Annotated in this window: 12 protein-coding genes; 5 read left to right on the top strand and 7 right to left on the bottom strand. The window is 65.1% G+C overall.

The window, feature by feature from the left end:
• The first annotated feature begins 27 nt into the window (after positions 1 to 27).
• The 3 genes from B7Z76_RS09800 to B7Z76_RS09790 are packed head-to-tail and all read left to right on the top strand — an operon-like array spanning position 28 to position 3209.
• Complete coding sequence (locus tag B7Z76_RS09800) at positions 28 to 2055, top strand: protein-disulfide reductase DsbD (RefSeq protein ID WP_174504053.1); 2028 nt, start codon at positions 28 to 30, stop codon at positions 2053 to 2055.
• Positions 2052 to 2537 (top strand): hypothetical protein, encoded by a 486-nt coding sequence (locus B7Z76_RS09795; RefSeq protein WP_236656399.1) that lies wholly within the window; start codon positions 2052 to 2054, stop codon positions 2535 to 2537. Before B7Z76_RS09800 ends, B7Z76_RS09795 begins: the two co-directional genes overlap by 4 nt.
• 45 nt (positions 2538 to 2582) lie before the next feature.
• A complete protein-coding gene (locus B7Z76_RS09790) occupies positions 2583 to 3209 on the top strand; it encodes a c-type cytochrome (RefSeq protein WP_236656400.1) in 627 nt (208 codons plus the stop codon).
• A 206-nt stretch (positions 3210 to 3415) separates the two neighbouring features.
• Here B7Z76_RS09790 and B7Z76_RS09785 read toward each other — a convergent pair whose 3' ends face one another.
• Entirely contained in the window at positions 3416 to 4618 is a 1203-nt protein-coding gene (locus tag B7Z76_RS09785; protein WP_236656523.1) for an ABC transporter substrate-binding protein, read from the bottom strand.
• A gap of 126 nt (positions 4619 to 4744) precedes the next feature.
• Between B7Z76_RS09785 and B7Z76_RS09780 the strand changes: the two genes are divergently transcribed.
• Together B7Z76_RS09780 and B7Z76_RS09775 are read left to right on the top strand one after the other, a co-directional pair.
• Positions 4745 to 5746, top strand: coding sequence for an NAD(P)H-quinone oxidoreductase (locus B7Z76_RS09780; protein ID WP_291343638.1), 1002 nt, complete (start codon positions 4745 to 4747; stop codon positions 5744 to 5746).
• A 396-nt stretch (positions 5747 to 6142) separates the two neighbouring features.
• Positions 6143 to 7384 carry a hypothetical protein gene (locus B7Z76_RS09775; protein ID WP_291343637.1) on the top strand — a complete coding sequence of 414 codons (1242 nt, stop codon included), beginning with the start codon at positions 6143 to 6145 and terminating at the stop codon, positions 7382 to 7384.
• A gap of 213 nt (positions 7385 to 7597) precedes the next feature.
• Here the strand turns inward: B7Z76_RS09775 and B7Z76_RS09770 are convergent, their stop codons facing one another.
• The 6 genes from B7Z76_RS09770 to B7Z76_RS09745 form a co-directional block, all read right to left on the bottom strand.
• On the bottom strand, positions 7598 to 8383 hold the full coding sequence (locus B7Z76_RS09770) for an ABC transporter ATP-binding protein (protein ID WP_291343635.1): 786 nt from the start codon (positions 8381 to 8383) through the stop codon (positions 7598 to 7600).
• Entirely contained in the window at positions 8380 to 9162 is a 783-nt protein-coding gene (locus tag B7Z76_RS09765; RefSeq protein ID WP_174504060.1) for an ABC transporter permease, read from the bottom strand. The genes B7Z76_RS09770 and B7Z76_RS09765 overlap by 4 nt, the downstream gene beginning before the upstream one ends.
• A gap of 8 nt (positions 9163 to 9170) precedes the next feature.
• Complete coding sequence (gene alr / locus B7Z76_RS09760; RefSeq protein WP_291343633.1) at positions 9171 to 10244, bottom strand: alanine racemase; 1074 nt, start codon at positions 10242 to 10244, stop codon at positions 9171 to 9173.
• Positions 10241 to 11050, bottom strand: coding sequence for an EcsC family protein (locus tag B7Z76_RS09755; RefSeq protein WP_174504062.1), 810 nt, complete (start codon positions 11048 to 11050; stop codon positions 10241 to 10243). Before B7Z76_RS09755 ends, alr begins: the two co-directional genes overlap by 4 nt.
• Positions 11051 to 11079: 29 nt before the next feature.
• Positions 11080 to 12564, bottom strand: a complete 1485-nt coding sequence (locus B7Z76_RS09750) for a replicative DNA helicase (RefSeq protein WP_174504063.1) — start codon at positions 12562 to 12564, stop codon at positions 11080 to 11082.
• A 176-nt stretch (positions 12565 to 12740) separates the two neighbouring features.
• A complete protein-coding gene (locus B7Z76_RS09745; RefSeq protein ID WP_174504064.1) occupies positions 12741 to 14558 on the bottom strand; it encodes a calcium-binding protein in 1818 nt (605 codons plus the stop codon).
• Between the last annotated feature and the right edge of the window lie 171 nt (positions 14559 to 14729).

Here is a 14729-nt window from a genome sequence, read left to right as displayed (position 1 = left end):
AACCGCCCGATATGCGATATTGCGCCGATGAGACGCCTTCTGCCCGTTCTGGCCGGCCTGTTTCTGGCCCTTGCAGCCATCGCCCCGGCGCGGGCGGCGCGCAGCAACGTGATTACCTCGCCGCGCGCCGAGGTCACGCTCGTCTCCGCCACGAACGCGCCGACTTCCGGGACGATCACGCTCGGCCTGCTGTTCCAGCTGAAGCCGGACTGGCACATCTACTGGTCCGATCCGGGCGATGCAGGGCAGGCCCCAACCGTGTCGATCGCCGCACCGGCGGGGGCGAAGTCCGGCCCGTTCGCCTTTCCGCCGCCGCACTGGCTGGTCGCCGGCGGCGGGGTTGGCGATTATATCGAGAGCGGCACGGTGCTGCTGCCCTTTACCGTGACGCTGCCGCGAGCGGGTGTTTCGGCGATCGACGCGAAGGCCGACTGGCTGGTCTGCAATCCCAAGCTCTGCGTGCCCGAGCACGGCAGTTTCCATCTCGCCCTTGCAGGTGGTCCGTCGGCCGAGGCTGCGCTGTTCCGTGCCGCGCATGCGGCGCTGCCGCGTCCCTTGCCCTATCGCGCGCGCATCGCGCCGGATGGCACCCTCGCCGTCACCGGCGTCGGCCTTGGCCGCGGCGTGGTGAAGCGCGCGCATTTCTATCCCTACGATTCCACCGTCATCGTCAACGCGGCGCCGCAGCGCCTCGGTTTCGTGCGCAACGGCTTCACCCTCCGGCTCAAACCCGCGCATCCGCCGATGACCGCGGCCGCCGGCGTGATCGAGATCACCGATCCCTCGGGCCGGATGCAGGCGCTGACGCTGCACGCCGCGCCGGGCGCTGCACCGCCGCCGCTTGCCGGCACGCCCTGGATCGTCTGGCTCGGTGCTGCGGTGCTGGCCGGGCTGATCCTCAACCTGATGCCCTGCGTGTTTCCGGTGCTGGCGATCAAGGCGCTGGCCCTGGCCCGGCTCGGCCATGACGACCGCCCGCTCGCCCGGCGCGAGGCGCTGGCCTATGCGGCAGGCACCGTCGCCGCGATGCTGCTGCTCGGCAGCGGGCTGCTGGCCTTGCGCGCCGGCGGCGAGGCGCTGGGGTGGGGCTTCCAGTTCCAGTCGCCGGTCTTCATCGCCGTGATGGCCTGGATCGTCTTTGCGATCGGGCTGAACTTTGCCGGCCTGTTCGAGATTTCCGGGCTCGAGCGCCTCGGCGCCGGGATGGCGCGCCATGGCGGCGTGCTCGGCAGTTTCGCAACCGGGCTGCTCGCCGTCGCGGTTGCCACGCCGTGCACGGCGCCGTTCATGGGCGGCGCGCTGGCCGCGGCGCTGGCCGCACCCGTTATCCTCGGGCTGAGCATATTCGCGTCCCTCGGGCTTGGCATCGGCCTGCCCTTCGTGGTGCTGGCGGCAGCCCCCGCGATCGGCCGGATTTTGCCGCGGCCCGGACCGTGGATGGTGACCCTGCGGCAGGTCCTTGCGTTCCCGATGTTCGGCACCGCGGTCTGGCTGCTCTGGGTGATGTCGGTCGAGGCCGGATCGTCAGGCGTGCTGATCGTCGGCGCCGGCGCGCTGCTGATCGGCTTCGCGCTCTGGCTGCTGCGCTTCCAGGGACTTCTCCTCCGTGGGTTCGCGGTTCTCGCGGTGATCGGGGCGGTGCTGCTCCTGCCCCAGGTCGTACCCGCCGATGCGACAGGGTCTGCCGCGCTGGCCGGTGCTGTGCCGCGCAGCGCCGTGCCTTATTCCCCGGCGAAGCTCGCGGCGCTGCGCCAGGTTGGTCAGCCCGTGTTCGTCGACATGACGGCCGCCTGGTGCATCACCTGCCAGGTGAACGAGCGGGTGGCGCTGGCGCCGCGCGCGATGCAGCGCCTGTTCGCGGCACGGCACGTGACGCTCATGGTCGGCGACTGGACCCGGCGCGATCCCGCGATCACCCGCTTCCTTGCCGCGCACGGGCGGGATGGCGTGCCGATCTATGTCTATTACCCACCCGGACACGCCGCACCGGTGGTTCTGCCGCAGGTGCTTACCCCGTCGATCGTCCGGGCCACGATTGCGGGCGCGCCGTCGTGATCCGCCGCCGCCATGTCGTGTTGCGGGCTGTTGTCCTTGCCGGCGCGCTGGCCGGAACCATCGGGCCCGGCCGCATCCTCGCCGCGCCGACCGGCAGGTGGTCGGGCCATTATCATTGCGCGCAGGGCAACACGGCGCTGGACCTGACGATTACGCCGGCCGGGCCCGGCAAGGTTCGGGCGCTGTTCTTTTTCCATGCTCTCGTAGGCAATCCTCACGTGCCGCCGGGCTGCTTCTCCATGGCCGGCCGTTATGACGCGGCGTCCGGCCATCTTGCCTTGAGGCCGACAATGTGGCTGCTTCGGCCGCAACATTTCGTCTGGGTGGGGCTGCGCGGCCGCATCGACGGCGCGGGCGGGGCGATGGCCGGGCAGATCGATGGGCCGGGATGCACCGATTTTTCCCTCGTCCGCGTTGATGGGAAGGTGCCGGCATCGGTTCCGCCCGCTTGCCGTATGGAACGCGGCGCGCCAACGGTTTAAGACTACGAAAAGCATACGATATCGGTAATTCAGGACTGGATGGACATGATTCGGAAAAGTGGTGTGCTGGCGGTAATCGCATTGTTGGCCGGTTTCGGGGTGGCTCAGGCCGCCCCGCCGCCCGAGGCGGCGCAATGCGCCGGCTGCCACGCCCAGAACGGCATGGGCAATCCGGCGGCCGGGTTTCCGGCACTCGCCGGGCAACCCGTGAACTACCTCGAACAACAGCTTTACGCCTTCAAGCACGGCACAAGGCGAAACGGCATGATGAGCAGCTTCGCGGGGGGGCTGAACGCGGCCCAGCGCAAGGCGATTGCCGAATATTATCACGGCCTGCCGGTGGTCGCACCGGCCTCGCTGCCGGCGGCCCCGAAGGACAATGTCGGCGAGACCCTCGCGATCCACGGCGTCGGCGCCGGTACCGACCACGCGATCCCGGCCTGCGATTCCTGCCACGGCGCTGGCGGGCGGGGCCTGGAGCCGGAATTCCCCCGGCTCGCCGGTCAGCCGGTGAACTATCTCGAGGCGCAATTGAAGGCATGGCAGGGCGGCGCCCGGCACGAGGGCAACACGCATCTCATGCAGAACATCGCCGACATGCTCAGCCCGGCCCAGATCAAGGCTGTTGCGGCCTATTTCGCGGCGCAGCCGCCGGTCGCACCGGGATCCTAGAACATCAACCGATCAGATGGGATCATCTGATCGGATAAAGATGCTTTCATTATCAACGGGATAGAGCGCGTCGTCCGATCCATCCGGGTCGGGTGACGTGCTCTAGAGCATCATCCGATCAGATGGAATCATCTGATCGGATAAAGATGCTCTATTTATCAAAAAGATAGAGCACTACATCCGATCCGGAAGGATCGGAAAGTGCTCTAGAACGTGAGGACCGGCTTTGCCGCGCCGGGGATTTTCGGATCGATGGTCACGAGCGCGCCGTTGCGCCATTGCTGCAGCGTGACGAAGCTTGCCTGGTTCTGGCCGCGCGAATCGAATTTGATGCCCCAGCCGTTTGGCAGGCTTCCGCGCGGCAGGTTGATGGCCGAGAGCGCCGCTGGCAGCTTTTGCCGCCGTCGCCAGGCCTCGATGGCGATTGTCGTGCCGACATGGGTGGTCAGGCTGGCGGCGCCGCGCGGCGGGGCGGCGTAGCGCGCCTGATAGGCAGCAGCGATTCCGGCGGCGGCCGGGCCGTAGAGCGGGTTGCCGATCACCATCGTATTGTCGATCGCCCCGCCAAGGGTCTGGCCGATTTCGGCAAGCCCGTAGCCTGGCCCCGTGCCGATGATCATGCGGGGACGCCAGCGCGCCTCCTGCATCGCCTGGTAGAGCAGCAGGACATGATCGGTCCGCCCGGCATGGATCAGCAGGTCGATCCGGGCATCCCGCATGCGCCCCACCTCCTCGTCGAGATCAGGTGCGGTCGTGGCATGGGCCATGCTGAGCGTCACCGGGAGGCCCTCCTGCCGCAAGCCCGCGAGCAGGATACCGGCAAAGGAGCCGTCGGTGGCGCCGATATCGAACAGCAGGGCAATGCGCAGGCGCGCGGCGGTGGTGTTCCACCCGGGCGCCAGGATCCGCGCAATCGCCGCTTCGGTGGCCGCGGTGAAGGCCGCGGTTGTTGTGCAAGTCCGCCGCAAGATCCGGAAATTGCGCATGGTGATGCCGGCGGCGGGTGCGTCGAGTTCGACATAGGGAATCCCGGCGAGCTCGGCGGCGGCGGTCGCGGCGAAGGACGCGGTGGAGGATTGGCTGCCAAGGATCATGTCGATCGACGGAGCCTTTCCGGCCTTGCGGATCATGGCCTGGATGGAAGCGTCGGGGTCAGCCGCATTGGCTCGTATCACTTCGATATCCGCGTCGATCCTGGTGCGGGCGGCATCAATGGCGAGTGCCACGCCGCGCCACGCCTCATCGCCGAGCAGCGTCTGCGGGCCGGTTTCGGGGAACAGCGTGCCGATCAGCAGGCGGCGGCGTGTCCCGTTGGCCACAAGCGGCTTTGCCGCCACCGCCGGCCGGAGGCCAAATCCCGCAAGGCCGATGCCGGCAATCACGCCGCGGCGGGAGAGCGGGCGGGTCACGCGCAAGCAGGGCGATGCGGTTGATCGATCATGGCTCATATATATAGGTGAGAGACATGGCCGGATAGGCGCCGCCGACGCCGTGCCATGCCCCCGAAATCCAGCCGCCAATCAAGGAGACATCCGATGAGCCATCCCGCGACCATGGAGCATGTCACGTTCGAGCAACCCGGCGGTCCCGAGGTCTTGTCGTTCGCGACCGGCCCCGTCCCGGCGCCGCGCGAGGGCGAGGTTCTGATCCGGGTCGCCGCTGCCGGGGTGAACCGGCCGGATATCCAGCAGCGCAAGGGCGCCTATCCGCCGCCGCCGGGCGCGAGCCCGATCCTCGGGCTTGAGGCCGCCGGGACGATCGCCGCCTGCGGCACCGGCGTTGACCGCTGGGCGGTCGGTGACAGGGTGACAGCCTTGTGCAATGGCGGCGCCTATGCGGAATACGTCGCGGTTCCGGCGGCGCAGTGCCTGCCTTGGCCGGAAGGGTTCAGCGCGATCGAGGCGGCCTCGTTGCCGGAGACCTATTTCACCGTCTGGGCCAACCTGTTCGACCTCGGGCGGCTGGCGCCGGGCGAATCGGTCCTGATCCATGGCGGGACATCGGGAATCGGTGTCGCCGCGATCCAGATGGCCCGGCAGCACGGTGCGACCGTCTATGTCACGGCCGGTTCGGCCGCGAAGTGCGAGGCCTGTGTGGGACTCGGCGCGACCGCGGCAATCCAGTATCGCGAGCAGGATTTCCTTGACGAGATCAAACGCCTGACCGATGGGCGCGGTGTCGACGTGGTGCTCGACATGGTCGGGGCGCCCTATGCCAGCCGGAACCTGCGTGCGTTGCGGCGGTCGGGTCGCCTGGTGCAGATCGCCTTCATGGGCGGCAGCGTGGCGCACGACATCGACCTGCTCCCCATCATGGTCAATCGCCTTACCGTGACGGGATCGACGATGCGCCCGCGCAGCACCGCGGAGAAGGGGGCAATCGCCAGCGCCTTGCGCCAGACCGTGTGGCCGTGGCTGGAGTCGCGGCAGATCCAGCCGGTGATTGCGCAGACGCTGCCCTGGCGTGAGGTCGCGCGCGCCCACCAGCTGATGGAAGACAGCACGCATATCGGCAAGATCATCCTCACGATCGCGTAGCGGCCGGAATCCGGCACATTACGGATGACCGGCGCAAAATCCTGACCGGCCGTCTGCGGAGCTGACCGGCCCCTGAAATTCCCCACCGGAGATTTCAGGGGCTACCGCAGCCGAGACAGAGAAAAATAAATAATAAGACAAATTCGACAATGCGGCTGCGTTAGTTAAAATAAGAGAAATAATCTAAAAAAACAATCAATATAGATTATTGAGACAGATTTTTGATTGGGAGGTCAGACAAAAATCCTAATATGAGAAATTCACTGATTTTGAGTTTCTTTTATAATATAAGTATCGTTTTTGATATTATAACTTCCTATCTATTCTCTTGCTCGGAAACCCTGAACAGGATATTTGGTAACCATTGGTTAAGGACGATTTTCAGGAGCTTTCGGTATGAGTCAGAGTATTTCAATTGGTGGTGGTGTTAATAATCAAAAGCTGACTGGAATTGTGACGATTCCGACCAGCAATCTTACCCCATCGCAGGTTGCATCTCTCCAATCCTTGCTCAACGCGGATTTTAGCGCGGCGGCTCAGGGCACTGTCGACCTGATCGATTTCGATGCCGTGATCCCCCAGACTTTCAGCACCGCAGGCTCACAGTCTACCGGCGGGATTTATGAAGTCACCAATACCAGCGGAACAGGCGTAACTTCGCCTGGTAGCGTCAATGTTGCCGTCACGGTGCCGTCGAGCACGAGCAACGTAATCTTGCAGGCGCCGGGCACGATTTCGGTAACCGGCAATGGCCAGGCAAGCACCTACTTTATCGGGTCGCAGACTGCTGCCCTGATCACGACTGGCGGTAGCGGGGCCGGGACTAATACGATCTACGGTTTGGGTGGCAATACGACGATCAATGCTGCTGGCGACAACCAGATTTCACTGTCCGGCGGCAACGATCTCGTCAGAGTGCTGAACGGCAACGACACGGTGAATGCGACCGGCTCAGCAACGGTTCGGGTCGGCATCCCCAATGGGTATGCCGGCTCTGTCGACTTCATCAACAATGGAACAGGCTCTGTGGTCGTTCTTGGGCAGCGCGGCTCAGTGACGGCCTTCGGCGGCAATGCCGGCGGTCTACTTTACGGCGGCACGGCCGGTAACAACCAACTGGTCGCTGGCAATGGATCGTTTACGCTGGTTGGTGGTGGTAACGGCGACACCCTCGCTGCCGGCTACAACGCGACATTCTCGACGTCCAATAACAACGACCTCTTTGCCGGCGTCGGCAATGAGACGCTGGGCGCCTCTCAAGCCACCAATAACAACCTGTTCGCTGCGGGTTCCGGTAACGACGTGATTTCGTCTGCCGGCGCGGGCGCTCAATATTTCTTCACATCCTCAAGCTCTTCGACAATTTACGGCTCGACAGTTACGGGTGCGACCAACACATATTTTGTCTCCAATTCCACGGCCGGTGGCGGAAGTTCGGTCCTCGAAAACTTCAACATGGCCACGGACCAGGTGGTTGCACGCAACGGTGTGGTCATCAGCTCCGTCAACAATATCACTGCCAGCATCTATCCGACCGGCGCCGCCGCTGTCATGCTGTCGGATGGTTCGCAGATAACGATGGTTGGTTACAACGCCAGCCAGCTTACGAAATTCGTTGGTGGGTCGGTCATCAACTGAAGTTTTTAGAGCAACATCCGGTTCTGATATGTCGGATGTTGCTCGGAATCGCGATATTTCAGAAGCCTCGGGCCATAAACCCGAGGCTTTTTCATTGGACGAGTTTTGCGCCATCGGCCGATCCGATCGGATGTGGTGGCCTACGATATTGATAAACGGAGCATCATGCGGGACGTCGTCGAGGGCGGCTGGATCCGCCAGACGAGATGCGTTTCAGCGGCGCAGCGCCATCCGGATCGGTCCTTCGCGGCGGCCGTGGGTGAACTGGTCCACCATCTCGTTGCCGCTGTTCATCACCCGCGCGGCGTCGCCCTCCCAGACGATCCTGCCATCCTGCAGCATGGCGATGCGATCGCCGATTCGCTGCGCGCTCGCCATGTCGTGGGTGATGGTGATCGAGGTCGAGCCCAGGCGCTTCACGCAATCGACGATCAACCCATCGATCACCGCGCCCATGATGGGGTCGAGTCCCGTCGTCGGCTCGTCAAAGAACATGATCGACGGCTCGGCCGCGATCGCCCGCGCCAGTGCCACGCGCTTCTGCATCCCGCCCGAGAGTTCGGAAGGTGAAAGCTCGCCGACGCTCGAATCGAGCCCGACCTGTGCAAGAATGCCTCCGGCCATCCCGCGCGCCTCGGCGCGGGTGACGCGGCCGCGTGCCAGCAGCCCGAACGCGACGTTTTCCCAGACCGGCCGGCTATCGAACAGCGCGCCGTTCTGGAACAGCATGCCGATCTGGTCGCGCAGCGCGCGGGCGCGCGCCGGCCGCGCGGTGAGCAGGTTTTCCCCATCGATCCAGATTTCACCCTCATCTGGCGGGATCAGGCCGAGAATGCATTTGAGCAGAACCGACTTGCCGGTGCCCGATCCACCGATCACGACCGTGCTGGTCTTCGGCATCACGTCGAGATCCACGCCGTCCAGCACGCGCTTTGCGCCGAAACTCTTGCGCAGCCCGCGGATGCGGATCTTCGGCTCGGTTGTCCCGCCGCCGCTCACGAGAAGAACGCCTGGGTCATGAGGTAGTCCAGTGCCAGGATCAGCACCGAGGCGGAGACCACCGCCGCCGTGGTCGCACCGCCAACGCCCTGCGCGCCGCCGCGCGAGCGGTAGCCGTGAAAGCATCCCATCAGCGCGATCACGAAACCGAACACTGCCGCCTTCACCAGGCCGGAGACGACATCGTTGCTGTGCAGGTAGTTCACCGTGTCGCGCAGATAGGCGTTGGGCTCGAAGCCGAGCCTGACGGTGGAGACAAGGAAGCCGCCGGCCACGCCGAGAATATCGGCGATCACCACCAGCAGCGGCAGGGCGATCACCCCGGCGAGCAGGCGCGGGGTGACGAGGTAGCGCATCGGATCGGTGGCGAGCGTGGTCAGCGCGTCGATCTGGTCGGTCACGCGCATCGTGCCCATCTCCGCGGCGATCGCCGAGCCCGCCCTGCCGGCGACCATCAGGCCGGCCAGCACCGGGCCGAGTTCGCGGGTGAGGGACAGCACCACCACGCTCGCGATCACGCTCGAACTGTCGAACCGGGAGAAGCCGACATAGCTCTGCAGCGCCAGCACCATCCCGGTGAACACCGCGGTGAGAGCGACGACCGGCAGGCTCGAATAGCCGATTTCCATGAGCGCGCGGCCGAAATTCCGCAGATGGAAGGGCGGACGCACCAGGCCGGACAGGCCGGCGACGGCGAAGAGCGCGAGTTCGCCGAGCGTGGTCACGAAGCCGAGCGCAAGGCGGCCGAGTGCGGCAATCGGGTCGAGCACGAGATTCATGCGCGGGATTATACCGATTTCACCACCCGCCGATAGCGCGGGCCAAGCGAGGTCAAAATCTCGTAGCCGATCGTGCCGGCTTCGGCGGCGATGGCATCGATGTCATGGCCCGGACCGATCACCTCGATGACGTCGCCGGGGGCGAGGGCGGGATGATCGGTGACGTCGAACGTCGTCAGGTCCATCGATAGCCTGCCCGCGACCGGGATGAGCTTTCCCCGCCAGCGCGCCGTCAGCCGGTTCGACAGCGACCGCGGCAGCCCATCGGCATAGCCGACGCCGATTGTCGCGATGCGCGAGGGCCGTGCCGCCCGCCAGGTGCCGTTGTAGCCGACGGTCTCGCCCGACGCGATCGCGCGGATTTGCAGGACCGGCGCGGCGAGGGTGATGGTCGGGCGCATCGGATTCGCTGCCGTCGGTGTCGGGTTGCCGCCATAGAGCGCGTAGCCGGGCCGGGCGAGGTCGGAGCCGAATGCGGGTCCGAGAAACAGGCCGGAGGAATTGGCAAGGCTGGTTCGCAGCCAGGGGAATTGCGCGGCGAAGGCAGCGAAACGCCGTTGCTGTGCCACGTTTTCCGCCGCATCCGGCGCCTCGGCGGCGATGAGATGCGTCATCACATGCGTCAGTCCCAGCCCGTCGAGACGGTCCGGACGGGCGATGAGATGGGCCGCCTCGTCACGATCGAGGCCAAGCCGGTTCATCCCGGTATCGACATGCAGGAACGAAGGCGGCGCGCCGTCATCGCCGGCCGCCTCGCGCCAGCGCGCGCAGGAAGCGAGCGAGCCGAGCACCGGGATCAGCTGATGCGCGTGCATCGTGCGCTCCTCGCCGGGCGGGCAGCCGTTGAGAACCGCGATCCGCGCCGCCGGCAACAGGGCGCGCAGCGAAAGCGCCTCATCGAGCGTGGCAACAAAAAAGCTGCGGCAGCCTGCCGCGGCAAGTGCAGGGGCGATCAGCGCCGCGCCGAGTCCGTAGGCATCCGCCTTCACCACGCCGGCGACCTCGCCCGCATGGCGGTCGGCCAGAGCTTGCCAGTTGGCGGCGACGGCGCCGGGGTCGATTGTCAGGGTCGGGTGGTTCATGCGGCGGTGCGGAACAGTTGCCGGCGCTCCCGCAGCCGGGCGACATGCGCGTCGAAACAGGCGCGCACCTGCTCGGGATCGTGCCGGCGCTCGAGGTCGCGGATCGTGAAGTGAACCTGCGCCATGGTCTGGAAATGGCTCATGAAAAGGTAGTTGGCGCCCGCCCCCGAAAGGGCGCCGACCAGTGGCACCAGCGCCGCCATCGCCTGTTCGGATAGCATGACGGAAAACCGCGCGGCGATCGTGCGCAGGAACAGCGCAAGCGGCGCGTGGGTCAGTGCGCCGCGCACCGCCCAGTAGCTGGCCTCGACCTCGCCCTCCTCGCCGCGGATCGTGCCGAAGCCGAACACTTCGAGGCAGGCGCGCCGCGTCTCGAAATCGTCGATATCCTCACCGTGGCTGCGGGCGATCTCGGCGATGGCGCGGAACATCATCGCCATGGTGAACGGGATGTCGGCCAGCGCGAGCGGGCCGCCGGCAAGCCCCGAGATTGCCCCGCTCGCCGCAACGGCGCCGCGATAGACCCGCTCGGAAGCCGGCCCCGCGCGGCGTGGCGCGAGCCCGGCGCGCGAGGCGGCGAGCAGCGACCACAGGGCTTCGGAGGCGTAGTCCTCGATCGCCCGGCGGCTGTTCGGCAGGAACAGGTTCAGCGCGCGCTCCGCCGCCCCTACCGTGCCGCGGCCGATCCGGTTCAGCAGGCGGGCAAACAGCCCGTGCGCCGCGACATAGCGCGACGCCGCCTGCGCGATCCGTGCAAGATCGGCCTCGGGCAGGCCGGCGCAGGCATTGCCGCCGGATGTCGCCATCGCACGCGCTCCTTCGGTTCGTTCACCGCTCATTCATGTTGGGTGTCGAGGTCGGCGAATCGAGTGAATTCGGCCTCGAAGAACAGGTCGATCTTGCCGGTCGGGCCGTGGCGCTGCTTGGCGAGGATCAGCTCGGCGCGGTTGTGCACCGTCTCCATGTCCTGCTGCCATTTAGCCAGCGCGTCCTGGAACTTGTCCTCGGAATCATACGCCATCTGCTTCGGCATCCGGGCCTGGAGGTAGTATTCGTCGCGATAGACGAACATCACCGCGTCGGCGTCCTGCTCGATCGTGCCGGATTCGCGGAGGTCGGAAAGCTGCGGGCGCTTGTCCTCGCGGGATTCCACCGCGCGGGAGAGCTGCGAGAGTGCTATGACCGGCACCGCGAGTTCCTTGGCGATGGCCTTCAGCCCCTGGGTGATCTGGCTGATTTCCAGCACGCGGTTGTCCGGCCTGGTGCCGGCGGCCGGGCGCATGAGCTGGAGATAGTCGACCACGATGAGCGCGAGGCCGCGCGTGCGCCGCAGCCGGCGGCAGCGGGTGCGCAGCGCCGAGAGGGTGATCGCCGGCGTGTCGTCGATGATCAGCGGTAGCCGGGCGATGCGGCGCGACACCGCGACGAAATTGTCGAAATCCTTCTGGCCGATCTCGCCGCGGCGGATGCGGTCGGAGGAGACGCGCGCCTCCTCGGCGAGAAGGCGGGTGGCGAGCTGTTCGGAGCTCATTTCGAGCGAGAAGACCGCGACGCATTGCTTCGCCTCGGCGTTCGGGTTTTCGGCGCGAGCCTCGCTCAGCAGGGCCTGGGCGGCGCCGAAGGCGATTTTTGTGGCGAGCGCCGTCTTGCCCATGCCGGGACGGCCGGCGAGGATCAGCAGGTCCGACGGGTGCAGCCCGCCGGTCCGGGCGTCGAGATCCGTAAGGCCTGTGGTCAGGCCCGAGACCTTGCCGTCACGCTCGAAGGCCTTGGCGGCAGTGTCGATCGCCATCGCCAGCGCGGCCTCGAAGGTCATCGCGGCACCCTCGCTGCCGCCCTTGGTGGCGAGGTCGAACAGCGCCTGCTCCGCCGCCTCGATCTGCGCTGTGCCGTCGAGCTCGGGGTCCGACCCGAAGCCGCGATTGACCGTGAGTTCGCCGAGCTCGATCAGTTGCCGGCGGATCCAGGCATCGTAGATGATCCGACCATAATCGCCGGCATTGATGATGCCGACCATCGCGGTGAGCAACTGGCCGAGATAGGCGGTGCCGCCGACATCGTCGAGCAGGCCGGAGTGTTCGAAGGTCGCCCGCAGCGTGACCGGATCGGCGACCTGCCCGGCCTCGATCCGCCGGGCGATCGCCTCGTAAATCCGCCCATGCACCGCATCGGCGAAATGCTCCGGAGCGAGAAATTCCGAAACCCGCTCATAGGCCTTGTTGTTGGCCAGCAGGGCGCCGAGCAGGGCTTGTTCGGCCTCGAGATTGGCAGGGGGTAGTTTCGGCGCGGCGCCCGGCCGGGCAAGCTCGGAGATGTCCATCTGCCGCTCTTAGCGCGTCATCCCGGCGCGCGACAGCACGCGATGCGGGCCACAGGGCTGTGGAAAAGGTGGATAAGGTGGATAACCGCCCGAGCGCGGGGCAGGCGCGGGCGCCCCATCGCCGGTTTTCTCGTAAGAGCGGTCGCCCTCCGGGCGGGAGGGCGACCGTGCCGGGATCAGGAAAGAGTGGTGGTCGATCCGGAAAGATTGGCGCTGAGCTTGTTGCTGAGCCCGCTGACGAGAATCTGGGTTCCGTCGTTCAGAAGCAGGTTGAGGCCGCCCGAGACGACGGACTGGCTGCTGACGGAGACATTGCCGGAGAGGTTGATTTTGTCGGTACCGCTCCGGAAATTGCTGATCAGGTCAGACTTGTTGGCAGATCCGCTGTCGAACGTGAAGTAGTTCGCGGTTGCCTTCGCGCCGCCGACGAGCGTTTCGTTCCCGGCGCCGGCAAAGAGGTAATTGGTCCCCGAACCGCCGGTCAGCGTGTCGCCGCTACCGCCGCCATACAGCGTCACCGAGCCGGTGGAGCCGGTCAGCGAGTTGTTGCCGCTCGAGCCGCCAAAGGCCACCAGCCCGCCCGACCCGCCAAGGGCGGTGACGCTTCCGGTGCCGCGGGTGATCACGCCCTGGCCATTGCCGCCGATGAAATCCAGCGTCCCCACGCCGCCATAGACGCTGGCCGCGCTCGTTCCGGTCGCAGTGATCGTCTCGTTGCCACCTAACAGGAAAGCCTTTGAGCCGCCGTTCAACGTCTCGCTATTGTTGCCGCTGACATAGAGGGTAAAATTCTGCCCGGCGCTGACAATGGAACTGTTGCCAGCCGCAAGCGCATAGGATGTGCCGCCAAGCGTTGCAGAGTTACCCGCGCCTGTCGTGCTCGCCATAAAGACGAAGCTGTTGCTGTTGCTCGTGGTGATCGCCGCGTTTTGCGAGCCGTTGACGAAGATGTCACTCGTTCCCGACGCAGTGATCGTATTGTTGCTGCCGTCGGCAACGACGGTATCAGCGCCGGTGGCGTAGACAGTGTTATTCGACCCGTAGGCTAGGAGAACATTCGACCCCGTAGCGGTTTCCGCGTTGTTCTGCCCGAAAATGGCGACAGGGGCGGCGGCGCTGGCGGTGATCGAGTTGTTCTTGCCGGTAATCAGGGCCTGGCCGGTGCCCGAATCGGTAATCGTGTTGGCGCTGCCATCGGACCAGAGGCCACCTTGCCCGCTGATCGTGGCTGAATCGTGCGTGCCATTCGCCCACACCGTTGTCGCGCCGGAGGCGTTGACCGAGTTATATCCGGTATCCACCCGCTTCAGCTTGACCAGGGCCTTGCCCGTAGCCGTGATGGCGGCCTTCGCGGTTCCCACATTGATCGTGTCGTTGCCGCCGGACACAACTGTGTCCAAGCCGGCATTCAGATTGAGCGTGTTGTTGCCGCCGGTGGTCGTGATGTGGTCGTAGCTTGCGCTGCCATTGACATTCGGAGCCGCCGTGATGGTGTTGTTGCCGCTCGGTGCGACAACATCGTACCAATAACCGTCGAGGGTGAAATTGTTGTTGCCCCCGCCGGCATAAATGGTGTCGATGCCCGAGCCGCCCTGCGGGTCGAAGGTCAGGTTGGTTGTGTTGCCGGTGACGATGAGAGCGTTATACCCGGAGCCGCCGGTGATGGTTTCATTGCCGCTGAAGCCGGCGACAATGCCTTTGATGCCGCCATTGGTCGGGGCCCCGTTAGTCTGGCCATTGGGAAGAGACAATATGCTGCCCCCACCTGTGACCGTGCCGGTAATCAGGGTATCGATATAGAAATTCGTGCTGGTCGGTGCCGGCGGAAGGGGTGAAGCCGTGGTGCCAGCGCTGTTCAGGGACAGGGGCGTAACACTCGCCCCGGAATAGGCCGATTGCAGGGTAACGATATTGTTTATGTTGTTGTTCAGCTGCTGCTGAACGATCGACTGGATCGACTGGTCGACAGAGAAAAGATTGGTCGTTCCATTCAAGCCGGTCGTTATTGAAACAGTTCCATAAGATATTGAAGATGACACGTTATGCTCCGTATCCTGCTGCGCTCACAAACAGTTAGTTTTAAAAAATTACCAGTCAATCAACAAGGAGGTGTTTTTCCGATCAAGGAGCCCCTTTCAATGTCACATTGCAAAATTAAATTCTAC

Origin of the sequence: Acidiphilium sp. 20-67-58 (genome assembly GCF_002255515.1) — a bacterium.
In the GTDB taxonomy this organism is placed as follows: domain Bacteria; phylum Pseudomonadota; class Alphaproteobacteria; order Acetobacterales; family Acetobacteraceae; genus Acidiphilium.
This window is presented reverse-complemented; position numbering and strand designations above follow the sequence as displayed.